At 55.9% G+C, this 25,177-nt stretch carries 20 protein-coding genes and 1 riboswitch; of the genes, 13 read left to right on the top strand and 7 right to left on the bottom strand.

The features are described from left to right. Positions 1-51 precede the first annotated feature (51 nt). Positions 52-2,250 (bottom strand): primosomal protein N', encoded by a 2,199-nt coding sequence (gene priA / locus KVT28_RS23520; RefSeq protein ID WP_101760641.1) that lies wholly within the window; start codon positions 2,248-2,250, stop codon positions 52-54. A gap of 210 nt (positions 2,251-2,460) precedes the next feature. Here priA and rpmE point away from each other — a divergent pair, with 210 nt between their 5' ends. Then, a complete protein-coding gene (rpmE, locus tag KVT28_RS23525) occupies positions 2,461-2,676 on the top strand; it encodes a 50S ribosomal protein L31 (protein WP_007885402.1) in 216 nt (71 codons plus the stop codon). 77 nt (positions 2,677-2,753) lie between these two features. Here rpmE and metJ read toward each other — a convergent pair whose 3' ends face one another. Continuing rightward, entirely contained in the window at positions 2,754-3,071 is a 318-nt protein-coding gene (gene metJ / locus KVT28_RS23530; protein ID WP_007885403.1) for a met regulon transcriptional regulator MetJ, read from the bottom strand. 45 nt (positions 3,072-3,116) lie between these two features. After that, positions 3,117-3,347 (bottom strand): hypothetical protein, encoded by a 231-nt coding sequence (locus KVT28_RS23535; protein ID WP_217550441.1) that lies wholly within the window; start codon positions 3,345-3,347, stop codon positions 3,117-3,119. Here KVT28_RS23535 and metB point away from each other — a divergent pair. The 3 genes from metB (at position 3,346) to metF (ending at position 8,056) form a co-directional block, all read left to right on the top strand. Then, complete coding sequence (gene metB, locus KVT28_RS23540; protein WP_008109665.1) at positions 3,346-4,506, top strand: cystathionine gamma-synthase; 1,161 nt, start codon at positions 3,346-3,348, stop codon at positions 4,504-4,506. The genes KVT28_RS23535 and metB overlap by 2 nt on opposite strands. Before the next feature lie 2 nt (positions 4,507-4,508). Next, complete coding sequence (locus KVT28_RS23545) at positions 4,509-6,941, top strand: bifunctional aspartate kinase/homoserine dehydrogenase II (protein ID WP_008109663.1); 2,433 nt, start codon at positions 4,509-4,511, stop codon at positions 6,939-6,941. A 218-nt stretch (positions 6,942-7,159) separates the two neighbouring features. Further along, on the top strand, positions 7,160-8,056 hold the full coding sequence (metF, locus tag KVT28_RS23550) for a methylenetetrahydrofolate reductase (protein WP_101760639.1): 897 nt from the start codon (positions 7,160-7,162) through the stop codon (positions 8,054-8,056). A gap of 85 nt (positions 8,057-8,141) precedes the next feature. Here the strand turns inward: metF and ppc are convergent, their stop codons facing one another. Beyond that, the gene (ppc, locus tag KVT28_RS23555) at positions 8,142-10,793 is read right to left on the bottom strand and encodes a phosphoenolpyruvate carboxylase (RefSeq protein ID WP_101760638.1); all 2,652 of its coding nucleotides are present in this window, start codon (positions 10,791-10,793) and stop codon (positions 8,142-8,144) included. Between the two features lie 247 nt (positions 10,794-11,040). Further along, entirely contained in the window at positions 11,041-12,189 is a 1,149-nt protein-coding gene (gene argE, locus KVT28_RS23560; protein WP_101760637.1) for an acetylornithine deacetylase, read from the bottom strand. 167 nt (positions 12,190-12,356) lie between these two features. On the opposite strand from argE, the gene argC reads away from it, so the two are divergent. The 5 genes from argC to oxyR all read left to right on the top strand — a co-directional run bounded on the left by argC (position 12,357) and on the right by oxyR (position 18,090). Beyond that, the gene (gene argC, locus KVT28_RS23565) at positions 12,357-13,361 is read left to right on the top strand and encodes an N-acetyl-gamma-glutamyl-phosphate reductase (protein WP_110868176.1); all 1,005 of its coding nucleotides are present in this window, start codon (positions 12,357-12,359) and stop codon (positions 13,359-13,361) included. Between the two features lie 15 nt (positions 13,362-13,376). After that, positions 13,377-14,150, top strand: a complete 774-nt coding sequence (argB, locus tag KVT28_RS23570) for an acetylglutamate kinase (RefSeq protein ID WP_137386748.1) — start codon at positions 13,377-13,379, stop codon at positions 14,148-14,150. Between the two features lie 14 nt (positions 14,151-14,164). Next, positions 14,165-15,382 (top strand): argininosuccinate synthase, encoded by a 1,218-nt coding sequence (locus tag KVT28_RS23575; protein WP_101760634.1) that lies wholly within the window; start codon positions 14,165-14,167, stop codon positions 15,380-15,382. A 75-nt stretch (positions 15,383-15,457) separates the two neighbouring features. Then, complete coding sequence (argH, locus tag KVT28_RS23580; protein WP_101760728.1) at positions 15,458-16,831, top strand: argininosuccinate lyase; 1,374 nt, start codon at positions 15,458-15,460, stop codon at positions 16,829-16,831. 341 nt (positions 16,832-17,172) lie between these two features. Then, positions 17,173-18,090: a DNA-binding transcriptional regulator OxyR gene (gene oxyR, locus KVT28_RS23585; protein WP_008109652.1), complete on the top strand. Its 918-nt coding sequence runs from the start codon at positions 17,173-17,175 to the stop codon at positions 18,088-18,090. On the opposite strand, the gene sthA is transcribed toward oxyR, so the two are convergent. After that, entirely contained in the window at positions 18,073-19,473 is a 1,401-nt protein-coding gene (sthA, locus tag KVT28_RS23590; RefSeq protein ID WP_101760632.1) for a Si-specific NAD(P)(+) transhydrogenase, read from the bottom strand. The genes oxyR and sthA overlap by 18 nt on opposite strands. Positions 19,474-19,667: 194 nt before the next feature. Between sthA and fabR the strand changes: the two genes are divergently transcribed. Beyond that, positions 19,668-20,312, top strand: a complete 645-nt coding sequence (gene fabR / locus KVT28_RS23595) for an HTH-type transcriptional repressor FabR (RefSeq protein WP_008109648.1) — start codon at positions 19,668-19,670, stop codon at positions 20,310-20,312. Positions 20,313-20,330: 18 nt separating this feature from the next. Continuing rightward, positions 20,331-20,687: a YijD family membrane protein gene (locus KVT28_RS23600; RefSeq protein WP_061720276.1), complete on the top strand. Its 357-nt coding sequence runs from the start codon at positions 20,331-20,333 to the stop codon at positions 20,685-20,687. A gap of 32 nt (positions 20,688-20,719) precedes the next feature. On the opposite strand, the gene trmA is transcribed toward KVT28_RS23600, so the two are convergent. Then, positions 20,720-21,823, bottom strand: coding sequence for a tRNA (uridine(54)-C5)-methyltransferase TrmA (gene trmA / locus KVT28_RS23605; protein WP_217550443.1), 1,104 nt, complete (start codon positions 21,821-21,823; stop codon positions 20,720-20,722). A 112-nt stretch (positions 21,824-21,935) separates the two neighbouring features. Next, positions 21,936-22,118, top strand: a riboswitch (cobalamin riboswitch). A 68-nt stretch (positions 22,119-22,186) separates the two neighbouring features. Between trmA and btuB the strand changes: the two genes are divergently transcribed. Beyond that, positions 22,187-24,073, top strand: coding sequence for a TonB-dependent vitamin B12 receptor BtuB (gene btuB, locus KVT28_RS23610; RefSeq protein ID WP_217550445.1), 1,887 nt, complete (start codon positions 22,187-22,189; stop codon positions 24,071-24,073). Beyond that, positions 24,018-24,869: a glutamate racemase gene (gene murI / locus KVT28_RS23615; protein WP_192237049.1), complete on the top strand. Its 852-nt coding sequence runs from the start codon at positions 24,018-24,020 to the stop codon at positions 24,867-24,869. Before btuB ends, murI begins: the two co-directional genes overlap by 56 nt. Positions 24,870-25,177 lie beyond the last annotated feature (308 nt).

A 25,177-nucleotide genomic window follows, 5' to 3' on the forward strand; every position in this document is an offset into this window, starting at 1 on the left:
AATTGTGACTTGTGCGACTTTTTTCGATCTGGCTCGCAGTTGTGGCGTGGCTTAGCTCTCGGTGGGATCGATATCCAGCGTCCATTTCACTTTACGCGATGCCGGCAAGGTGGCGATCAGCGGCAGCGATCCGCTCAACAGCTGTTGCAGACGTTTGCGCGACGGATGCTGCAACAGCAGCTGCCAGCGCCAGCGTCCACTGCGCTTCGGTGCCAACGCCGGAACCGGCCCCATCAGCCACATCGCCTCATCTTTAAGCGGGCTGGCTTCCAGCAAATTGCGCAGCTGTGTGAGGAATTCCGCCGCCTGTTGGTTATCCATATCCTCAGCGCGGAACAGCGCATGGCTGGTCCACGGCGGCAGCTGAACGGACTGACGCTCCAGCAGCGTTTGATCGGCAAAGGCGAAATAGCCGCGATGCAGCAATGTTTGCAGCAATGGATGTTCCGGATGATGGGTCTGCAGCAACACTTCGCCCTGTTTACCCGCACGACCGGCGCGACCCGCGACCTGCGTATAGAGCTGAGCGAAACGCTCGGCGGCGCGGAAATCGGCCGAGAACAGCGCGCCATCAACATCCAGTAGCGACACCAACGTGACATCCGGGAAATGATGGCCTTTCGCCAGCATCTGCGTGCCCACCAGAATGCGCGCGCCGCCGCGATGCACATCGGCCAGATGCTGCTCCAGCGCGCCTTTACGGCTGGTGGTGTCGCGATCGATGCGCGATACCGGCACGTCGGGGAACAGCGTGCCCAGCTGCTGTTCCAGCTGTTCGGTGCCGACGCCGACCGGCATCAAATGCGTTGAACCACAGCTTGGGCACTGATTTGGCAGCGGGCGCTGGCTGTCACAATGGTGGCAGCGCAGCTGGCGATGGTTCTGGTGCAGCGTGTAGTAGCTATCGCAGCGCTGGCACTCGGCCAGCCAGCCGCAATCGTGGCACATCAGCGCCGGAGAGAAGCCACGGCGGTTGAGGAACAGCAGAACCTGATTATCGGCCTGCAGGTGCTGACGCATTTTGCCGAGCAGTGCTGGCGCCAATCCGCCTTTCAGCTGCTGGCCTTTAAGATCGATCAGCTGCTGTAACGCCGGTTTAGCATTGCCCGCGCGTTTGGTGAGATTGAGCTGGCGATATTTGCCGACGCGCACGTTGTGCAAGGTTTCCAGCGCGGGCGTGGCGGAACCCATCACAATTGGAATATCTTCCTCATGCGCACGGAACACCGCCAGATCGCGCGCCTGATAGCGCCAGCCTTCCTGTTGTTTGTACGAGCTGTCGTGCTCTTCATCAATGATGATGACGCCGGGGCGCGCCAGCGGCGTGAACAGCGCCGAGCGTGTACCGATAACAATCGCCGTTTCGCCGCTGCGCGCGCGCAGCCAGACGGCGAGGCGTTCGCTGTCATTCAGTGCCGAGTGCAGCACATCAATCGGCGCATCAAAGCGCTCACGGAAGCGGGCGATGGTTTGCGGCGTCAGGCCGATTTCCGGCACCAGCACCAAAGCCTGTTTGCCGCGTGCCAGCACGTTCTCCAGCACGCTGAGATACACCTCGGTTTTACCCGAGCCGGTAATGCCGGCCAGCAGCCACGGCGCATAGTGATCGTCTTCACTGCGCATCGCGCCCACCGCCATCGCCTGATCGGTGTTCAGGCGCAGGCGATCCCCTTTGACGGCAAAGCTGGTACGCCAGTCGTGCATCTGCGGCGTGTGTTCACGCAGTTCGCACAAGCCTTTTGCGCGCAACGCTTGCAGCGCGGCATCGGTAAAATCGTGTTCGCTGACCTGATGACGATAGAGCGGTCGCTGACGTAGCATCGCCAGCGCTTGCTGCTGTTTCGGCGCGCGCTTCAGGCTCTCCATCGCCACTTCACGGCCAGCATCATTAATCACCCATTGCCACAGCGGCGCTTCCTGCGCGGGTTTGCCCTGACGCAGCAGCACCGGCAGCGCATGGCTCAGCACTTCGCCGAGCGGCGAATGATAATAGTTGGCGGCCCAATGCAAAATGCGCCACAGCGCGGGCGAGAACAGACTTTGATCGTCGAGCACGCTCTCTATCTGCTTGAGCTGCGTCAGCGGCAGATCGCTGGTCTCACGCGTACCGATCACAATGCCGATCATTTTGCGATTGCCGAACGGCACATTCACGCGTGCGCCCGCCACCGGCTGCGGCGCATCGGCAGGCAGCAAGTAATCAAACAGGCGAGGTAGCGGAACGGGCAGGGCAACCTGAACAACGGGCATCTGAATCTCTATCCGGTTCTGAATTAAGGAGAAGTAGTGTACACGGCTAATTAGGAAGCGGCTATTTGCTAAAACCGGTTAATTTCTGTATACTATGCCGCCTTCGATGAGAACACTTGTCGGAGCATACACTTAATGTTCAACCGCGTGTGGTGCTGTGCAGGCTGAGCCTGGCACGGAGAGCGACACGGCCTTTTATGAGGTTCTCCCATGAAACAAGGTATTCACCCTAAGTACGAAGCAGTAACCATGACTTGCTCTTGCGGTAACGTGATCAACACCCGTTCAACCATGGCTTCTGGTCTGAACCTGGACGTGTGCGGCAAATGCCACCCGTTCTACACTGGTAAGCAGCGTATTGCTGACACCGGTGGCCGTGTAGATCGCTTCAACAAGCGTTTCAGCGTGCCAGCAAGCAAGAAATAAGATTTTTGGCCGTCGAATCTTCGCGATTCGGCAGCAAGAAAAAACCCAGCCTCGGCTGGGTTTTTTTATTTCTGGCTTCAGTATTCCCAACTATCGGGATCGATGCCCATTTCACGCATAATCTGTTTCGCTTCTTCCGGAATCTCATCGCTGCGTTCTTTACGCAAATCGACATCGTTCGGCAGAGGCTGCCCGGTGAAAGCATGCAAAAAGGCTTCACACAGCAGTTCGCTGTTGGTGGCGTGACGCAGGTTGTTCACCTGACGGCGGGTGCGCTCGTCCGTTAAAATCTTCAGCACTTTCAGCGGGATAGAAACTGTGATTTTCTTAACCTGCTCGCTCTTCTTGCCATGTTCAGCGTAAGGGCTGATATATTCGCCGTTCCATTCAGCCATGGGTTACCTTAATCAATAAAAGTTGAATATGGGGAAATCCGTTGATTATGCCCGATTTTTCGATGCCTGACCCCTTAAACCGCAGGTTTTATGCTTGAGCACCGCTTCTGCAAAGGAAAGCGCGCTGAACACCAGGCGATGACGGACAATTTTAGCGGTTATTGATGATTTGCTCAATCTATACGCAAAGACATTTAGATGTCCAGATGTATTGACGTCTATGTGCGGAATGTTATCCTGTTGCTCTTCTTTTTCTTCAGGAACAGTAAGCACCATGACGCGTAAACAGGCAACCATCGCAGTACGTAGCGGTTTGAATGATGACGAGCAATATGGCTGCGTTGTCCCACCGATTCATCTCTCCAGCACCTATAACTTCCTCGACTTCAATGAGCCGCGTGCGCATGACTATTCACGTCGTGGTAATCCAACGCGCGATGTGGTTCAGCGCGCGCTGGCAGAGCTGGAAGGTGGCGCAGGCGCGGTATTGACCAATACCGGCATGTCAGCGATTCATCTGGTGACAACCGTGTTCCTGAAGCCGGGCGATCTGCTGGTGGCGCCACATGACTGTTACGGCGGCAGCTATCGCCTGTTCGATAGCCTGAGCAAGCGCGGCGCGTATCGCGTGAAGTTTGTCGATCAGGGCGACAAAGCGGCGCTGGCCGCTGCTCTGGCCGAGAAGCCAAAACTGGTGCTGGTTGAAAGCCCAAGTAATCCACTGCTGCGTGTGGTCGATATCGCCAGCATTTGCGCCGCCGCGCGTGAAGCTGGCGCCATTAGCGTGGTAGACAACACCTTCCTCAGCCCGGCGCTGCAAAACCCGCTGGCGCTGGGTGCCGACTTGGTTGTTCACTCCTGCACCAAATACCTGAATGGTCACTCTGATGTGGTGGCGGGCGCGGTGATTTCTAAAGATCCAGCGATGGCCACCGATCTGGCGTGGTGGGCGAATAATATTGGTGTAACCGGCGCGGCGTTTGATAGCTACCTGCTGCTGCGAGGTTTGCGCACGCTGTCACCGCGCATCGCCGCCGCACAACGCAATGCATTGGCGATAGTTGATTACCTGAAGCAACAACCGCTGGTGAAAAAACTGTATCATCCGTCCCTGCCGGAAAATGCCGGTCATGAGTTTGCGGTACGTCAGCAGCGTGGTTTTGGTGCCATGCTGAGTTTCGAAATCGATGCCGATGAGGCTCGCCTGCGCCGCTTCCTGAAAGCGCTGCAGCTGTTCACACTGGCCGAATCGCTGGGCGGCGTAGAGAGTTTGATTTCGCATACCGCGACCATGACGCATGCCGGCATGTCTGCAGAAGCGCGCGCGGCAGCGGGAATTTCGGAAACACTGCTGCGTATTTCTGTTGGGATTGAAGATCACGAAGATTTAATCGCCGATCTGGATAATGCATTCCGGATCGCAGCCGAGGAGTAATCATGACGAGTTCAGTGGGCGCGGGAACGCCGATCAAGCAGTTGCATAAATTTGGTGGCAGTAGCCTGGCCGACGCACGTTGCTATCAGCGCGTGGCCAGCATCATGGCGGATTACAGCCAGCCAGGCGACTTAATGGTGGTCTCTGCCGCAGGCAGCACCACTAACCAGTTGATCAGCTGGCTGAAATTGAGCCAGAGCGATCGCTTATCTGCCCATCAGGTGCAACAGGCTTTACGGCGCTTTCACAGCGAGTTAATTGCTGCGCTGCTGCCTGCTGAATATGCCGAAACCCTGACGTCTTCCTTTATACGCGATCTGGAAAGACTGGCGGCGCTGCTCGATGGCACCATCACCGACGCGGTGTATGCCGAAGTGGTGGGGCACGGCGAAATCTGGTCAGCGCGCTTGATGGCTGCGGTTTTGAGCCAGCGCGAGATCGAAGCCGCCTGGCTTGATGCGCGTGACTTCTTGCGTGCTGAACGTGCCGCGCAGCCGCAGGTTGATGAAGGCAAATCCTGGCCGCTGCTGCAGGAGCTGTTAACACAGCATCCGCATAAGCGTTTGGTGGTGACCGGCTTTATCAGCCGCAGCGAAGCGGGTGAAACCGTGCTGCTTGGGCGTAACGGCTCGGACTACTCGGCAACGCAGATTGGTGCGCTGGCGGGCGTCGGTCGCGTGACCATCTGGAGCGATGTGGCAGGCGTTTACAGCGCCGATCCGCGTAAAGTCTCTGATGCGTGCCTGCTGCCGCTGCTGCGTCTTGATGAAGCCAGCGAGCTGGCGCGTCTGGCTGCGCCGGTGCTGCACACCCGCACCTTGCAGCCGGTTTCCAACAGCGACATCGATTTGCAGCTGCGTTGCAGCTATCAACCTGAGCAAGGCTCGACGCGTATTGAACGCGTGCTAGCCTCCGGCACCGGCGCGCGAATCGTCACCAGCCACGATGATGTGTGTCTGGTGGAGATTCAAATTCCCGACAATCACGATTTCAAAACCCAGCAGAAAGAGATCGATCTGCTGCTGAAGCGCGCGCAGCTGCGTCCGCTGGCAATCGGCGTGCATCCCGATCGTCGCCTGCTGCAGCTGTGTTACACCTCGGAAGTGGTGAATAGCGCCTTCAACCTGTTGCAGGACGCCGCACTGCCGGGCCATCTGCAGCTGCGCGACGGCTTGGCGCTGGTGGCGCTGGTGGGCGCGGGCGTGACGCGTAATCCGCTGCACAGCCACCGCTTCTGGCAGCAGATCAAAGATCAGCCGGTGGAGTTTGTCTGGCAATCGGAAGATCACATCAGCATCGTGGCGGTACTGCGCGTCGGCCCGACGCAGCACCTGATTCAGGGACTGCATCAGTCGCTGTTCCGCGCAGAAAAACGCATCGGTTTGATGTTGTTCGGCAAAGGCAACATCGGTTCACGCTGGCTGGAGCTGTTTGCCCGCGAGCAGGAAACGCTGTCGGCGCGTACGGGATTTGAGTATGTGCTGGCGGGCGTGGCAGACAGCAGCCGCAGTTTGCTGAGCTACGACGGTCTGGAAGCCAGCCGCGCATTGGCGTTCTTTGATGATGAAGCGGTCGAGCGCGATGAAGAGTCGCTGTTCCTGTGGATGCGTGCGCACCCGTTCGATGATTTAGTGGTGCTGGACGTCACCGCCAGCGAGCAGCTGGCGCAGCAGTATCATGATTTCGCCAGTCACGGTTTCCATGTTATCAGCGCCAACAAGGTTGCCGGTGCGTCGAGCGGTCAGAGCTGGCGTCAGGTGCGCGATGCTTTCGCCAAAACCGGTCGTCACTGGCTGTATAACGCCACCGTCGGTGCCGGTTTGCCGGTCAATCATACGGTGCGCGATTTACGCGAAAGCGGCGATAGCATTCTGGCGATCAGCGGCATCTTCTCCGGCACGCTGTCGTGGCTGTTCCTGCAATTTGATGGCACGGTGCCGTTTAGCGAGCTGGTTGATCAGGCGTGGCAGCAAGGCCTGACCGAACCAGACCCGCGCGTGGATTTGTCCGGGCAGGACGTAATGCGCAAGCTGGTGATTCTGGCGCGTGAAGCGGGCTACGACATCGAGCCGGATCAAGTGCGTGTCGAGTCGTTGGTGCCGGCAATTTGCGACGGTGAGTCGATTGATCACTTCTTCGAAAACGCCGACGAGCTGAATGATCAGATGCTGCAGCGTCTGGAAGCGGCGCAAGAGATGGGCTTAGTGCTGCGTTACGTGGCGCGTTTCGATGCCAATGGCAAAGCGCGCGTCGGCGTGGAAGCGGTGCGACCAGAGCATCCGCTGGCTGCGTTACTGCCGTGCGATAACGTGTTTGCCATCGAAAGCCGCTGGTATCGTGATAATCCGCTGGTGATTCGCGGACCGGGCGCAGGCCGTGACGTTACGGCCGGCGCGTTGCAATCGGATATCAACCGCCTCGCACAGCTGCTGTAAACTGCCTCACTTTGCAGACGGCATCGTCCGTCTGCATTCTTCACCTTCCCCTCGCGCATCATGAAACGCTTTCACCTTGAGTGAAAATTTGTCACGCCTGTTCATTAATTTTCAGTTGACGATAGCGTGCGAATCGTTCATTTTGTGCATCTGGACGTCTAAACGTATGGATGTTCGAAGGCCGCAAAACAATCGATATGTGATGACGAGGTATTAGGATGAGTTTCTTTCACGCCAATCAACGCGAAGCGTTGAACCAGAGCCTGGCTGAGCTGAACGGGCAAATTAATGTCTCTTTCGAATTTTTCCCGCCACGTACCAGCGAAATGGAAGAAACCCTGTGGAGCTCAATCGATCGACTGAGCAGCCTGAAGCCAAAATTCGTCTCCGTCACCTACGGTGCCAACTCGGGCGAGCGCGATCGTACGCACAGCATCATCAAAGGCATCAAAGATCGTACCGGTCTGGAAGCCGCACCGCATCTAACCTGTATCGATGCCACGCGTGATGAGCTACGCAGCATCGCGCGTGATTACTGGGATAGCGGCATTCGTCATATCGTGGCCCTGCGCGGTGATTTACCGCCGGGCAGCGGCAAGCCGGAGATGTACGGCTCGGATTTGGTGGCGCTGCTGAAAGACGTTGGCGATTTCGATATCTCGGTGGCGGCCTATCCGGAAGTGCATCCCGAAGCGAAAAGCGCGCAGGCCGATCTGATTAACCTGAAACGCAAAATTGATGCCGGTGCTAACCGCGCTATCACCCAGTTTTTCTTCGATGTGGAAAGCTACCTGCGCTTCCGCGATCGCTGTGTCGCAACCGGTATCGACGTGGAGATCGTGCCGGGTATTTTGCCGGTCTCTAACTTCAAACAGCTACAACGCTTCGCTACCATGACCAATGTGCGGGTGCCGGGCTGGATGAGTGCAATGTTTGAAGGTCTGGATAACGATCCGGAGACGCGCAAAATGGTCGGTGCCAGCGTCGCGATGGACATGGTGAAAATCCTGTCGCGGGAAGGGGTGAAGGATTTCCATTTCTATACGCTGAACCGCGCCGAGTTGAGTTACGCCATTTGCCACACGCTGGGTGTGCGTCCGGCGATGGGAGGTTAAGATTGGCGGTCGCCATGAATGGCGGCCTTACAAAATCCAATAAAAAAGGAGCCAGTTGGCTCCTTTTTCACATCATGTCACTCGATTAACCGGTATTACGCATACCCGCTGCAACACCCGCGATCGTCACCATCAGCGCTTGTTCTACACGCGCATCTGGCTCATCACCGCGCTCTTCCTGCGCACGTGAACGATGCAGCAGTTCAGCCTGCAACACGTTCAGTGGATCGGTATAAACGTTACGCAGCGCGATGGACTCAGCAATCCACGGTTGGTCAGCCATCAGATGGGCATCGTTAGCGATGGTCAACACCGCTTTGATATCCGCATCCAGCTGATCGCGCAGCTGCTTGCCGAGCGACCACAGTGATTTATCCACCAGACGCTGATCGTAGTACTCCGCCAGCCACAAATCGGCTTTCGAGAACACCATCTCCAGCATGCCAAGACGTGTGGCGAAGAATGGCCACTCGCGGCACATGTTCTCCAGCTCATCCTGATGACCTTCATCCATCGCTTTCTGCAATGCGGCACCCGCGCCCAGCCAGGCTGGCAGCATCAGGCGGTTCTGCGTCCAGGCGAAGATCCACGGAATGGCACGCAGCGATTCCACACCGCCGGTTGGGCGACGTTTAGCCGGACGTGAACCCAGCGGCAATTTGCCCAGCTCCTGCTCTGGCGTGGCTGAGCGGAAATAGGGCACGAAGTCCGGATTCTCACGCACATAGCCGCGATACATCGCGCAGGAGTGCGCCGACAGACCATTCATGATCTCCTGCCATTCGCGCTTGGGTTCCGGCGGTGGCAGCAGGTTGGCTTCCAGAATCGCACCGGTATACAGCGACAGGCTGGCGATAGTGACTTCGGGCAAACCGTATTTGAAGCGAATCATCTCGCCCTGTTCGGTCACGCGCAGGCCACCTTTCAGGCTGCCCGGCGGTTGTGACAACAGCGCCGCATGGGCTGGCGCGCCGCCACGACCGATTGAGCCGCCGCGTCCGTGGAACAGCGTCAGCGTGATGCCCGCGCTTTCACAGGTTTTGATCAGTGCGTCCTGCGCCTGATATTGCGCCCAGCTGGCGGCCATCACGCCGGCATCTTTCGCCGAGTCGGAATAGCCAATCATCACCATCTGTTTGCCATTGATAAAGCCGCGATACCAGTCGATGTTCAGCAACTGCGTCATCACGTCGTTAGCGTTGTTCAGGTCATCAAGGGTTTCAAACAGCGGCGCAACCGGCATGGCGTAAGGAATACCGGCTTCTTTCAGCAGCAGATGCACGGCCAGCACGTCCGACGGCGTTTTCGCCATGGAGATCACGTAGGAAGCAATTGAACCCTGCGGCGCTTCGGCCACCACTTTGCAGGTATCCAGCACTTCGCGCGTCTCATCACCCGGTTCCCACTGATGCGGCAACAGGGGACGCTTGGAATTCAGTTCGCGAATCAGGAAGGCTTGTTTATCCGCTTCTGACCAGCTTTCGTAATCACCGAGGCCGAGATAGCGCGTTACTTCGGCAATCGCCTGGGTATGGCGGGTGCTCTCCTGACGGATATCAATGCGCACCAGCGGCACGCCGAAACACTTCACGCGGCGCAGCGTGTCCAGCAGCTGACCATTGGCGATGATGCCCATGCCGCACTGCTGCAGAGATTGATAGATAGCGAACAGCGGATCCCACAGCTGATCGTTAGAGACCAGCAAATCGGCCGGACGCGGCAGGCGCTCGCCTTTAAGACGACGGCCAAGATAAGCCTGCGTGGTCATCAGCTGGCCGCGAAGGCGCTTCAGCACCATGCGGTACGGCTCCAGCGCTTCCGCATCGCCGCACAGCTCGCGCACTTCGTCGCTGCATTCGGACATCGACAGCTCGGAAATCAGCACGCCGATATCGCGCAGGAACAGGTCCGCGGCCTTCCAGCGGCTCAGCTGCATCGCGTGGCGGGTAATCGGTGCGGTGACGTTCGGGTTGCCGTCACGGTCGCCGCCCATCCACGAGGTAAATTTAATCGGCACGAAATCGACCGGCAGCTTAATGCCAAAAGTCTCTTCCACTTGCTCATTCAGCTCACGCAGGAAGGCTGGCACGCCTTGCCACAGGCTGTTTTCCACCACGGCAAAGCCCCATTTGGCTTCATCGATCGGCGTTGGACGGTATTTGCGGATTTCGTCGGTGTGCCACGCTTGTGCCACCAGCTGGCGCAGACGGCGCATCACCTGGGTGCGTTCGTAGTCAGAGATATCGCTATGATCGAGTTGCTGCAAACAGCTGTTCACTTCGCCCAGCATATGGATCAGCGTGCGGCGGGTAATTTCGGTGGGGTGCGCAGTCAGCACCAGCTCCAGCGACAGCTCTTCAATCGACTGGCGGATCGCCGCTTCGCTGATATCGCCTTGCTGTTTCAGACGTTCAAAAGTCTTTTTCAGCAGTTCAGGATGGTTCGCGCCATCGCCGCTACGCGAAATGGTTTGATACTGTTCAGCGACGTTGGTGAGATTAAGGAACTGGCTAAACGCGCGCGCCACCGGCAGCAGCTCGTCGTTCGACAGATTTTGCAGCGTGGTCAGCAGTTCCTGACGATGAGTGTCATTTCCCGCGCGGGATGACTTAGAGAGTTTACGGATGGTCTCCACCTGGTCGAGGATGTTCTCTCCTAGTGCATCCTTAATCGTATCCCCGAGCAGTTTGCCGAGCATACTGACATTACTTCGCATTGCGGAATATTGTTCGTTCATTGGACCCTGACACCCTTATCGTCTTTTTTGATACTCTTACGCCCAACGGGCATAACATCGTCTTTTATCTAGCCACGTATCTTCCTGCGCGTCAATTGCCTTAAATCTACGTAAATGTGCTGCTAAATGGCGGAAATTCAAAGAATTTGCTTGCAGCGAAGCGAGATAAGTTATTCTTATTATCAAATCCCGAACAATGACGGGGCAATTTGCTGATTTAACAGTGAAATGCCCCATTTGTTGTTCATCAATGACAAAAATGCTGTACGACTTGGGTGATAAGCGCATGAGTCGGCTTGATAAATGCGGTATCAATAAACTCATCAGGTTGATGGGCTTGATTGATAGATCCCGGGCCTAATACCAGCGTTGGGCACAACTGCTGGATAAAAGGCGCTTCAGTGCAATAGTTCACCACTTCGGTTGGCACGCCCAGCAGCTTCTCCACCACTTGCACCAGCTCATGATCGGCCGGACATTCGTAGCCTGGAATCGGCGGATGCAGCTCGCCCACGGTAAGACGTCCCGGCCAGCGCGCACTTACCGGCGCCAGCGCGTCATTTAGCAGACCATCCAAATCGCTCAGGGTTAAGCCCGGCAGCGGACGAATATCCATGTGCAATTCACAGCAGGCGCAGATGCGGTTGGCCGCGTCGCCACCATGAATATGCCCAAAGTTCATGGTTGGATAAGGAATGGCAAAACCATCGTGGTTGTAACGCTCTTTCAGCGTGTTACGCAGCTGCATCAGCTGGGTAATGGATTCATGCATCAGTTCAATGGCGTTAACGCCGCGTGACGGATCGCTGGAGTGGCCTGATTGCCCCTGAATACGAATCACATTCGACAGATGACCTTTATGCGCGCGCACCGGCTTAAGTGAGGTGGGCTCGCCGATGATGGCGCAATCCGGACGCAATTGGGTGGATTCAGAGAAATACTTCGCGCCCGCCATGGTGGTCTCTTCGTCGGCGGTGGCGAGGACGTAGAGCGGCTTGCTGAGTTTGGTCACGTCAACGTCACGCAGCGCGTCCAGAATAAAGGCGAAGAAGCCTTTCATGTCGGCGGTGCCGAGGCCGTACAGCTTGTTGTCGTGTTCGGTCAGCGTGAACGGATCGCGCGTCCAGCGGCCATCATCGTAAGGCACGGTGTCGGTATGGCCCGCCAATAACAAGCCGCCTGCGCCCAATCCGCTGCGCGCCAGCATGTTGAATTTATGCCGCGTGCCAGGCACCGGCTGCACTTCTACACTGAAGCCAATATCGCGGAACCAGCCGGCCAGCAAATTGATTAAAGTTTCATTACTCTGATCCAGTGCGCTATCGGTTGCGCTGATTGATGGCGTGGCAATCAACTGGCGGTAGAGTTCGATAAAAGGTGGTAATTTTGTCTTCACTGTTGACGGTCCTTGGGTTAGGATGTATCAATATTCATGCATTAATAGTGAATAAAAATACAATAACGTCGCTTGCATGTGAAGCATCAAATCTTCTGCAAACGGCATTCTGGGCAACGGGGCAAGGCCGCGACCCGATACGTGACTGTAATAAGGTATACAGCCTGATGTTGAATACGCTGATCGTTGGTGCCAGTGGTTACGCTGGCGTAGAGCTTGCCACCTACCTGAATCGCCATCCGCATATGAACATAACCGCTTTGGCGGTTTCAGCGCAAAGCCCGGATGCTGGAAAGTTATTGTCGGATTTGCATCCGCAGCTCAAAGGCATTGTCGATTTGCCGCTGCAGCCGCTGAGCGATGCCGCTGAATGGGCCGACAAAGTGGATGTGGTGTTCCTCGCCACCGCCCACGAAGTCAGCCACGATCTGGCTCCTGAATTCCTCAAAGCTGGTTGCGTGGTGTTCGATCTCTCCGGCGCGTTCCGCGTAAACGACGACGCGTTCTATACGCAATATTACGGTTTCAGCCATCAGCATCAGGATTGGCTGGACAAGGCGGTTTACGGCCTGGCCGAATGGCAGCACGACAAAATCAAAGATGCGGAGCTGGTTGCGGTGCCGGGTTGCTACCCAACCGCAGCCCAGCTTTCGCTGAAACCGCTGATCGCAGCGGGCTTGCTTAACGATGCACAGTGGCCGGTGATTAACGCCACCAGCGGCGTGAGCGGCGCTGGGCGCAAAGCCAACGTTGGCACCAGCTTCTGTGAAGTGAGCTTGCAGCCGTACGGTTTGTTTAATCATCGCCATCACCCGGAAATCGTGGCGCATCTCGGTACGCCGGTGATCTTCACGCCACATCTGGGCAGCTTCCCACGCGGGATTTTATCGACTACCACTTGCCGCCTGAAAGCGGGCGTGACGCAGCAGGATGTGGCGGATGCCTTCCATAACGCTTACCACGACAAACCGCTGGTGCGCGTCTATGACAAAGGCGTACCGGCGCTGAAAGCGGTGGTCGGTTTGCCGTTTTGCGACATCGGCTTCGCCATGCAAGGCGAGCACCTGATTGTGGTGGCTGCCGAAGATAACCTGCTGAAAGGCGCCTCATCGCAGGCGGTTCAGTGTTTAAACATTCGTTTCGGCTTCCCCGAAACGCTGTCTCTGATTTAACGAACGGATAACGCAATGAATCCATTGATCATTAAACTGGGTGGCGTGCTGCTGGATAGCGAAGAAGCGCTGGCCCGTCTGTTTGATGCCCTGCTGGCGTACCGCAATGAACATCAGCGTCCGCTGATCATTGTGCACGGCGGTGGTTGCGTGGTGGACGAGCTGATGAAGAAGCTCGCGCTGCCGGTGAAAAAGAAGAACGGTTTGCGCGTGACGCCAGCCGATCAGATTGACATTATTACCGGTGCGTTAGCCGGTACAGCCAACAAAACGCTGCTGGCGTGGGCGAAGAAATATGGCATCGGCGCGGTGGGTTTGTGCCTCGGCGATGCCGGTCTGGTCAACGTGGCGCAGTTCGATGAAGAGCTGGGACACGTTGGCAACGCGACGCCAGGCAACCCGGCGCTGGTGAACACGCTGCTGAGTGCAGGCTATATGCCGGTGATCAGCTCAATCGGTATCACCGATGGCGGCGAGTTGATGAACGTCAACGCTGACCAGGCGGCAACCGCGCTGGCTGCGACCATCGGTGCCGATTTGGTGCTGTTGTCTGATGTCAGCGGTATTCTCGACGGCAAAGGTCAGCGCATCGAAGAGATGACCGCCGCGAAAGCGGAGCAGCTGATTGCGCAGGGCATCATCACCGATGGCATGATCGTGAAAGTGAACGCGGCGCTTGATGCCGCCCGCACGCTCGGTCGCCCGGTCGATATCGCCAGCTGGCGTCATGCTGAACAACTGCCAACCCTTTTCAACGGCGTGTCGATTGGCACCCGGATTCTCGCATAATCAAGGATTAAGACATGAGCACGCAAAACATCAAAAAAATCGTTCTGGCCTACTCCGGCGGTCTGGATACTTCAGCCATCATTCCATGGTTGAAAGAGAACTATGGCGGCTGTGAAGTGGTGGCGTTCGTGGCGAACATTGGCCAGGATCCCGCCGATCTGGAAGGCGTTGAGAAGAAAGCGCTGCAGTCAGGTGCGTCTGAGTGCCACGTGGTTGACCTGCGTGAAGCGTTCATCAGCGAATACGTGTATCCGGTTCTGCAGACTGGCGCCCTGTACGAAGGCACTTATCTGCTGGGTACGTCTATGGCGCGTCCGATTATCGCTAAAGCCCAGGTTGAGCTGGCGCTGAAAGTGGGCGCAGATGCGCTGTGCCACGGCGCAACCGGTAAAGGTAACGATCAGGTGCGTTTCGAAACCACCTACACCGCGCTGGCGCCACAGCTGAAAGTGGTTGCGCCATGGCGTGAGTGGGACCTGCGTTCACGTGAAGCGCTGCTGGATTACCTGAAAGAGCGCAATATCCCGACCACCGCGTCGCTGGAAAAAATCTACAGCCGTGACGAGAACGCATGGCACATCTCTACCGAAGGCGGCGTGCTGGAAAGCCCAGCCAATGCACCGAACAAAGATTGCTGGGTGTGGACCGTTGATCCGCTGGAAGCGCCCGATCAGCCAGAAAATGTCACGGTCACCGTGGAGAAAGGTCGCGTGGTGGCGGTGAACGGCGAGACGCTTAGCCCGTTCCAGTGCCTGGAAAAACTCAACGTGCTGGGCGCCAAACACGGCGTCGGCCGTATCGACATCGTGGAAAACCGTCTGGTAGGCATCAAGTCCCGCGGCTGCTACGAAACTCCAGGCGGCACCATCATGGTTAACGCGTTGCGTGCGGTTGAACAACTGGTGCTGGATCGCGATAGCTTCAAATGGCGTGAGCAGCTGGGCCATGAAATGTCTTACGTGGTTTACGATGGTCGCTGGTTCGCGCCGCTGCGTAAATCTATCCAGGCCGCAGCTGAATCCCTGGCAGAAGAGGTGAATGGCGAAGTGGTACTGCAGCTGTATAAAGGCCAGGCCACGGCGATTCAGAAAACCTCTGCTAACAGCCTGTACTCAGAAGAGTTCGCCACCTTTGGCGAAGACGAAGTTTACGATCACCGTCACGCGGGCGGCTTTATCCGCTTGTTCTCACTCTCTTCACGCATTCGCGCGCTGAACGAGCAGAAGAAGTAATACCGCGGCAATCGACATATTTTGCAAGGGCGGCTTCGGGCCGCCTTTTCTATAACAGATTCAGGAGTAATGCAGATGGCACTTTGGGGCGGACGTTTTTCGCAGGCAGCAGACCAACGGTTCAAACAGTTCAACGACTCGCTGCGTTTTGACTATCGTCTGGCCGAGCAGGACATTACCGGCTCGATTGCCTGGTCAAAAGCGCTGGTGACGGTCAACGTGCTGACCAATGAAGAGCAGCAACAGCTGGAAAGCGCGTTGAATGAACTGCTGGCTGAGGTACGCGCCAATCCTGAGCAGATTCTGCAAAGCGATGCGGAAGATATTCACAGCTGGGTGGAAGGCAAGCTGATCGACAAAGTCGGCGCGCTGGGCAAGAAATTGCACACCGGCCGTAGCCGTAACGATCAGGTCGCGACCGATCTAAAACTGTGGTGCAAAGAGCAGGTTGCCGTGCTGCTGGAGGCGACGCGCGAGCTGCAATCGGCGCTGGTCGCCACGGCACAAGCCAATCAGGACGCGGTGATGCCGGGTTACACGCACCTGCAGCGTGCGCAACCGGTGACGTTCGCGCATTGGTGCCTGGCGTACGTTGAGATGCTGGCGCGTGACGAGAGCCGTCTGCAGGATGCACTGAAGCGTATGGATGTCAGTCCGCTGGGTTGCGGCGCGCTGGCGGGTACCGCCTACGAGATCGATCGTCAGCAGCTGGCCGGCTGGTTAGGTTTTGCCTCTGCCACGCGTAACAGCCTCGATACCGTTTCCGATCGCGATCACGTGCTCGAGCTGCTGTCAGACGCCTCGATTGGCATGGTGCATCTGTCGCGCTTTGCTGAAGACCTGATCTTCTTCAACACCGGTGAAGCGGGCTTCCTTGAGCTGTCGGATAAAGTCACTTCCGGATCGTCGTTGATGCCGCAGAAGAAAAACCCGGATGCGCTGGAGCTGATCCGTGGCAAATGTGGCCGTGTGCAAGGTGCGCTGACCGGCATGATGATGACGCTGAAAGGCCTGCCGCTGGCGTACAACAAAGATATGCAGGAAGACAAAGAAGGGCTGTTCGATGCGCTGGATACCTGGCTCGACTGCCTGCATATGTCGGTGCTGGTGCTGGACGGCATTCAGGTAAAACGTCCGCGTTGCCAGGAAGCCGCTGAGCAGGGCTACGCCAACTCGACCGAGCTGGCCGATTATCTGGTGGCAAAAGGCGTTCCGTTCCGCGAAGCCCACCACATTGTGGGTGAAACCGTGGTGGAAGCGATCAAGCAAGGCGTGGCGCTGGAAGCGCTCACTCTGGCGCAGTTGAAGCAGTTCAGCGCGGTGATTGAGGATGACGTGTATCCAATTCTGTCGCTGCAATCCTGCCTGGATAAGCGTAATGCGCAAGGTGGTGTCGCTCCTCAACAAGTCGCCTTCGCCATCAGCGAAGCGCAGAAGCGCTTGGGTTAAAAGCTATGCGCATTAGATTGCGCCGCTGCGGTATATGCATGAATGCGTAGCGGCGCGATTTATCGCGCTCTGTTGATATCCAGCAGGCGAGCGACAAGCAAAAAAAAGCGGGCACCTCTTCGGTAGCCCGCCAACCTCTAGCTTCGGAATTACATTTTGTTATAGGCACATCATCAAGGGCAGGCCACTCCCGGCCAGCACAGTGATTGGTTTTAAGCAGTTTGCAGGTTCTGCTCCAGATCATTTGATGCGCGCATTATTCCCGCTCACGCCTTGATAGGGCCAATCGTTCATTGCTATTCTATCTATCGCCACGGGCTATCGTGGTTTGGAGGATTTCAATGAATATTCGTGATCTCGAATACCTGGTTTCACTTGCGGAGCATCGCCATTTCCGGCGTGCAGCTGACGCATGTCATGTCAGCCAACCTACCTTAAGTGGACAGATTCGTAAGCTGGAAGATGAACTTGGCGTAATGCTGCTGGAGCGTACCAGCCGTAAGGTGTTGTTTACTCAGGCTGGACTGTTGCTGGTGGATCAAGCGCGAACCGTGCTGCGCGAAGTGAAAGTGCTGAAGGAGATGGCGAGCCAGCAAGGCGAAGCGATGTCTGGACCGCTGCACATTGGTTTGATTCCAACCACCGGGCCGTATCTGCTGCCGCATATCATTCCGATGCTGCACAAAACCTTCCCCAAACTCGAAATGTACCTGCATGAAGCGCAGACGCAGCAACTGCTGGCACAGCTCGACAGCGGTAAGCTGGATTGCGCCATCGTGGCGTTGGTGAAAGAGAGTGAAGCCTTTATCGAGGTGCCGCTGTTTGATGAGCCAATGACGCTGGCGGTGTATGCCGATCATCCGTGGCGCGATCGCGATCGCGTGCCGATGTCGGATCTGGCCGGAGAGAAATTGCTGATGCTGGAAGATGGGCACTGCCTGCGCGATCAGGCGATGGGTTTCTGCTTCGAAGCCGGTGCCGATGAAGATACGCATTTCCGCGCCACCAGTCTGGAAACGCTGCGCAACATGGTTGCCGCCGGTAGCGGCATTACCTTGTTACCTGCGCTGTCCGTGCCGAATGAACGCGAACGTGATGGCGTCTGCTATTTACCGTGCTACAAGCCGGTGCCGCAGCGCACCATCGCGTTGGTCTATCGTCCAGGATCGCCTCTGCGCAGCCGCTATGAGCAGTTGGCAGAAGCAATCAAAACCCACATGAAGGGTTATCTGGATACCTCGTTAAAACAGGCGGTTTAAGCCGTTTAACGCTGCCACGCGATAAGCTTCGGCCATGGTGGGATAGTTGAAGGTGGTATTCACGAAGTACTCGATCGTGTTGCCGCCGTTCTTCTGTTCCATGATGGCCTGGCCGATGTGAATGATCTCCGCAGCACGCTCGCCAAAGCAGTGAATCCCTAAAATCTCTTTGGTTTCGCGGTGGAACAGAATCTTAAGGCTGCCGACATGCATGCCAACAATCTGCGCACGCGCCAGATGTTTAAACTGCGCACGACCCACTTCATACGGCACTTTCATCGCCGTCAGCTGCTGTTCGGTTTTACCCACTGAGCTGATCTCCGGAATGGTGTAAATCCCGGTTGGAATATCTTCGATCAGGTGCGCGGTAGCTTCACCTTTGATGATCGCCTGCGCGGCAATGCGGCCCTGATCGTAAGCAGCAGAAGCCAGGCTTGGATAACCAATCACGTCGCCAACCGCGTAAATATGCGGCAGCGCAGTTTGATACATGCTGTTCACCTTCAGCAGGCCACGACCATCCGCTTCCAGTCCGACGTTTTCCAGCGCCAGTGAATCGGTGTTACCGGTTCGACCGTTTGCGTACAGCAGGCAATCGGCTTTCACTTTTTTGCCCGATTTAAGGTGAATTATCACCCCGTCATCAACGCCTTCAATCTTCTCAAACTCTTCGTTGTGACGAATCACCACGCCGCTGTTCCAGAAGTGATAGGAGAGGGAATCTGACATCTCCTGATCGAGGAATGCCAGCAGACGGTCGCGAGTGTTGATCAGGTCAACCTTGACGTTCAGGCCGCGGAAAATCGAGGCATATTCACAGCCAATTACGCCGGCGCCATAAATGATGACGTGGCCAGGTTCATGATGCAGGTTGAGGATGGAGTCGGAATCGTAAACGCGCGGATGGGTGAAATCGACATCCGCGGGATGATACGGACGAGAACCGCAGGCGATCACGAATTTCGCCGCGGTTAATCGCTCGCGGGTGCCGTCGGGTTGTTCCACTTCGATGGTGTTGGCATCAACAAATCGGGCATCGCCCTGATAAAGTTCACAGCGGTTGCGCTCGTAGAAGCCCTGACGCATCGCGGTTTGCTGACTGATCACGTTCTCGGTGTGGTTGAGAATGTCGGCGAATGAGGAGCGCAGGAGGCGAGTGTGATCGCTGTAAAGTGGGTTTTGATTGAACTCGATGATACGGCTAACAGCGTGACGCAGGGCTTTGGAAGGGATGGTTCCCCAGTGTGTACAACCGCCGCCGATGTTGTGGTAGCGTTCGATCACTGCAATACGCGCTCCCTGCTTCACCAGCCCCATCGCCGCACCTTCGCCGCCCGGACCGGAGCCAATCACAATGGCATCGTAATCGTAAGACTTTTGCATACCAGTACGTCCTATTTTTTTATCACATTTTTACAACGAGATTCTAACATCTCGCCGCGCACATCTGAATTCTAACAGCGTAAATTGCTGAAGTTTGACAAAGCGTGAGGTTCACAGGCGTTCACAAAGTTTGCACCGCTGTACGCTGAAAAGTTTGTTATAGTGCCTGCCAAATCACCTAAAAGGCCGGGAAAATGGGCGTCAGAGCGCTACAAAAAGAACGTACACGACGTTCACTGATTGAAGCTGCCTTCAGTCAGTTAAGTGCAGAAAGGAGTTTTGCCAGCCTGAGTTTGCGCGAAGTTGCACGCGAAGCGGGGATTGCGCCGACCTCATTTTATCGTCACTTCCGCGATGTCGATGAGCTGGGGCTGACCATGGTGGACGAAAGCGGCTTGATGCTGCGCCAGTTAATGCGTCAGGCGCGCCAGCGTATTGCCAAGGGTGGCAGCATTATTAAAACCTCGGTGGCAACTTTTATGGAGTTCATCGGGAACAATCCCAACGCTTTTCGGCTCTTACTACGCGAGCGCTCCGGAACCTCGGCGGCCTTTCGTGCCGCAGTCGCGCGTGAGATTCAGCACTTCATCGCCGAACTGGCCGATTATCTTGAATTAGAAAATCGCATGCCGCGCAGCTTCACCGAAGCGCAGGCCGAAGCCATGGTGACGATTGTGTTTAGCGCGGGTGCCGAAGCGCTGGACGTTGATATTGAGCAGCGCCGTAAGCTTGAGGATCGATTAGTGCTGCAGCTGCGCATGATCGCCAAAGGCGCTTATTACTGGTATCGCCGGGAGCAAGAGCGTCTGGCGGTTACCCTGGAAAAACCCGAAGAGTAATGTGATAAGGATAATGAAATGATTGAGCAAAACCCACGCGATAAAGGAACGCTTTTATTGGCTTTTATCACCGGTTTAGCGATCAACGGCTCCTTTTCGGTGCTGTTCAGCACGTTTGTTCCCTTTTCGATATTCCCGCTGATTGCTCTTGGCCTCGCGGCCTGGTGTTTGCACCAGCGTTATCTCAACCGCAATATGCCAGACGGCATGCCTTCACTGGCGGCGGCGTTCTTCCTGCTGGGTATTTTGGTTTATAGCGCGCTGGTGCGGGCTGAATATCCGGATATCGGCTCCAACTTCATCCCGACCATTCTGATGGTGGCGCTGGTGTTCTGGATTGGTATGCGTTTTCGCCGCGCGAAGAGCAAGCAGTGAAAAAACGGGAACCTTGGGGTTCCCGTTGTTGTTTAGGCCTTGCGCGTCAGCAGCACGCCGCATTCCATATGATGGGTATACGGGAACTGATCGAACAGCGCCAGACGCGTGACATCATGCGTTTCTCCCAGCACCGCGAGGTTGTCGCACAGCGTTTGCGGGTTGCAGGAGATATAAAGGATGCGCGGATAGGCCTGCACCATCTTCACAGTTTCCTCATCCAGCCCGCTACGTGGCGGATCAACAAAAATGGTTTCGCATTGATAGCTCTTCAGGTCGATGCCTTCTAAACGATTGAAGCTGCGAACGCCCGTCATCGCCTGGGTAAACTCTTCAGCGGCCATACGAATAATCTGCACGTTATCAATATGGTTGGCGGCAATGTTGTATTGCGCGGACGCGACCGACGGCTTGGCAATTTCCGTGGCCAACACGCTGCGGAAGTTACGCGCCAGCGCCAGCGAGAAGTTGCCGTTACCGCAATAGAGTTCCAGCAGATCGCCGCGCGAATCCTGCGTGACGTCCAGTGCCCACTCCAGCATCTGAATATTCATCGCCGCGTTTGGCTGGGTGAAGCTGTTTTCCACCTGACGATAAATCATCTCTTTCCCCGCGACCGGCAGGCGCTCATCCACGTAATCGCGATCGAGGCAGATTTTGGTTTTGGTGGCGCGGCCGATCAGCTGCACGTCAAAGCCTTCGGCACGCAGGCTGTCGCGCAGGGCGCTGGCGGCGGCGGTCCACTCCTCCTCCAGCTTGCGGTGATAGAGCAGCGAGATAACAATCTGGTTGCTCATCGTCGACAGGTAATCGATCTGGAACAGTTTGAAACGCAGCGCGCGGTTGTCACGGATCGCCGCGATCAGTTTTGGCATCAGCTGGTTGATCAATTCACTGGCCGCCGGGAATTGATCGACGCGGATACGTTGCTTGGTCTGTTGATCAAAGATGATGTGGTAGAGATCGTCTCCGTCGTGCCAGATGCGGAATTCGGCACGCATCCGATAGTGGCTGACCGGCGAACGGAACACCTCCACGTCGGGCGCGGCAAAGGGCACCATCATCGCCTGTAAACGGCTGACTTTTTCCGCCAGTTGCGCGTCGTATTGTTCAATCGGGAGCTGTTCGGGTGTCATCTTTAATCCTGGTAATAAGCTGGCTTGCCGGGCGATTGTAGGCATTCAACTGCTGATGTCCAGCCCTGCGGAAAACAAGATGGCTGGAAGTCTGGATTTCCGGCCTTCCTGGCCGTAGACTGCGCCTGCCGGCCTCCTTGAGTTAAAAGGGAATCCAGTGTGAATCTGGAGCTGACGCGCAGCGGTAAGGAATGTCGTGGTGATGGCAATTACAAACACTGTCCTGCCGGATGGGAAGTTTTTTCACCATTTATGATTCTCAGCCCGAAGACCTGCCGGTGTGACGTCGCAATACATACGACCATCGCGAGCTATTGGTCGTAGTCGTGCGGCATCCTGCTTCGTCTTTTGGATGCTATAACAATGAAAAAAACACACGCTTCGCTGTTTGCCTTCAGTGCAACGGCGTTGTCTCTCTGGGCGCAATTTGGCTTCGCCCAGCAGAATGATGATACGCAAATCGTTACCGCTAACCGCTTCGCGCAGCCGGTCTCGTCGGTGCTGGCTTCGACTTCTGTTGTCACCCGTGATGAGATCGATCAGTGGCAATCCAAGAACCTACTGGAAGTGTTACGCCGCTTGCCGGGCGTGGATATCGCGCAAAGCGGCGGCATTGGGCAAAGCGCTTCTATGTATGTACGTGGTTCGGAAGCGCGCCATACGCTAATTCTGGTTGACGGTGTGCCGTTCTCTAAGCCTGGCATTACCGGCGTTGCTGACTTCAACCAAATCCCTGTTTCCATCATCCAGCGCGTTGAGTTCATTCGTGGCCCGCGGTCTGCGGTTTACGGCGCAGATGCGATTGGCGGCGTGGTGAATGTCATCACGCAAAACCCGAATAATCAAAACTCGCTGACGGCTGGCTTTGGTTCAAAGGGCTATCAGGAATACAGCGGCGGCATCAATCAAAATGTCACGGACCAGACGCGCGTAACGGTGGCGGGCTCTTATCAGGCCACCAACGGCTACAACGTTCAGCCGGGCTCAACGTCTCCGACCGATCGCGATCGTGATGGCTGGCGCAATAAGGCGTTCTGGGCTGGCGTTGACCACAAGTTTAACGAGGCGTTTTCTGGCTTCTTCCGGGGTTACGGTTACGCCGCGAACTCAGATTACGATGCGGGTTATGTCGGTGGTCAGGATGAGCAACAGATCTATAATCACTCGTTTGATACCGGTCTGCGCTTTAATAAAGAGGAATACTCCTCGCAGCTGACCGCCAGTTATCAAAAGTACAAAATCTATAACTACGTTGGGTCTGACGGCCGCTATGCGGATTCCAATAGCCTGGATGACATGGAGCAGCGCAACCTGCAATGGGGCAACACCTTTGCGGTGGGGCATGGCATGGTCAGCGCCGGTCTGGATTGGCAGCAGCAGAAACTGAGTTCGATTGGACAACTCTATTCTGGCGCACCGCGTGATGAAGATGGTTACAAGCAAGACAACACCGGTGCTTACCTGACGGCTCAGCAGCAGTTTGGCAATGTTACACTTGAAGGTTCGGCGCGTGGCGATGATAACCAGGACTTTGGCCGTCATGGCACCTGGCAAACGGCTGCGGGTTGGGAGTTTGTGCCGGGTTATAAGGCATCACTCTCTTACGGCACGGGTTTCCAGGCGCCGACGTTAGGCCAGCTATATGGTCTGAAGCGTTTTGGTATCAGCTCTAATCCCGATCTCAATCCTGAAAAATCAAAACAGTGGGAAGCCGCGCTAGAAGGTTTAACCGGTCCGGTTAATTGGCGTGTTGCGGCGTATCACAATAAAGTCAGCAATCTCATTACCTATGCTTCTGATCCTGTGACTTTTGAGGGCGGCTATTACAATGAAAAAGCCGTTACGCTGAAAGGTATTGAAGCCACCGCTGATTTTGATACCCGCTTCCTTCATCACCAGATCACCTTGGGTTATCTGGATGCGCGTCGTGATTCAGATGGTGAAACGCTGGCGCGTCGTGCGCGTGAGCAGGCCAAATATCAGCTGGGTATGACGGTGTATGACTTTGATATTGATGTCATCTACCAGTACTTCGGTAAGCGCTACGATAACAACACCAGCGAATATGCCAGCGAGCAGCGTCGTTTATCGAGTTACAGCACGGTAGATCTCGCGGTCTCGTATCCGGTCACATCACAGCTCACCGTTCGTGGTAGAATTGCCAACTTGTTCGATAAAGATTATGAGACAGCGTATGGCTATCCAACTCCAGGAACGGAGTACTACCTCAGCGCCAGCTACAGCTTCTGATCTGCGTCCCACCGTGCTGGTGTTTGACTCCGGCGTGGGTGGGCTCTCCGTTTATGATGAGGTCCGGCATTTACTGCCGGATCTTCACTATCTCTACGCCTTTGATAATGAAGGGTTCCCGTACGGCGAAAAATCCGAAGACTTTATTGTCGAGCGCGTGGTGGCGGTGGTGACGGCTATCACTCAGCGTTTCCCGCTTGCGTTGGTGATCATTGCTTGTAACTCGGCCAGCACCATCTCTTTGCCGGCTCTGCGTGAACGTTTCGAATTCCCGGTTGTGGGTGTGGTGCCTGCGATAAAACCTGCTGCGCGTCTGACGCGTAACGGCGTAGTGGGATTGCTGGCCACGCGCGGCACGGTGAAACGTCCTTATACCCATGAGTTAGTGGCGCAATTTGCCCGTGACTGCAAAATCGAAATGCTCGGCTCTGCTGAGCTGGTGGAGCTGGCGGAAGCCAAGCTGCATGGCGAAGATGTTGAGCTCGCTGATGTACGCCGTGCTGTGCAACCCTGGCTACGGATGAAAGAGCCACCTGATACCGTGGTTCTCGGATGTACGCATTTCCCTTTACTACGTGATGAGCTGCAATTGGTGCTACCTGAAGGGACAAGGCTGGTGGATTCGGGCGCGGCGATTGCGCGTCGTACCGTTTGGTTATTAGAGCATGAAGCACCGCAGGCGGTTTCATCCGGTCAGAATTTAGCGTTCTGTACGCGTATAGATGATGAAGTGACGAAATTGTCACCGATTTTGCAGCGTTATGGCTTCCCGTTGCTGGAAAAATTAGCAGTTTAGTGGCGTTTCGACGAAAAAATCAGCACTCGGAAATTAATTTGAAATTAGCGCTTGTCAGCTCCGAAGAAATCCCTATACTGCGCCTCCACTGACACGGAACAACGGCTTACGAAGCGAAGTGTTCAGGAGGTGGTCTTCAAGGCAACCTTCAGAAAAGCAAAAATAAATGCTTGACTGAGAATGCGGAAAGCGTAATATACGCATCCCGCGCCGCTAGAGAAATCGCGGCATGCTCTTTAACAATTTATCAGACAATCTGTGTGGGCACTCGCAGGATTGATATCCGCGTCTCCGGACGCAAAAAAATA

Origin of the sequence: Pantoea sp. GbtcB22 (assembly GCF_019091025.1) — a bacterium.
Taxonomy (GTDB): domain Bacteria; phylum Pseudomonadota; class Gammaproteobacteria; order Enterobacterales; family Enterobacteriaceae; genus Pantoea; species Pantoea leporis.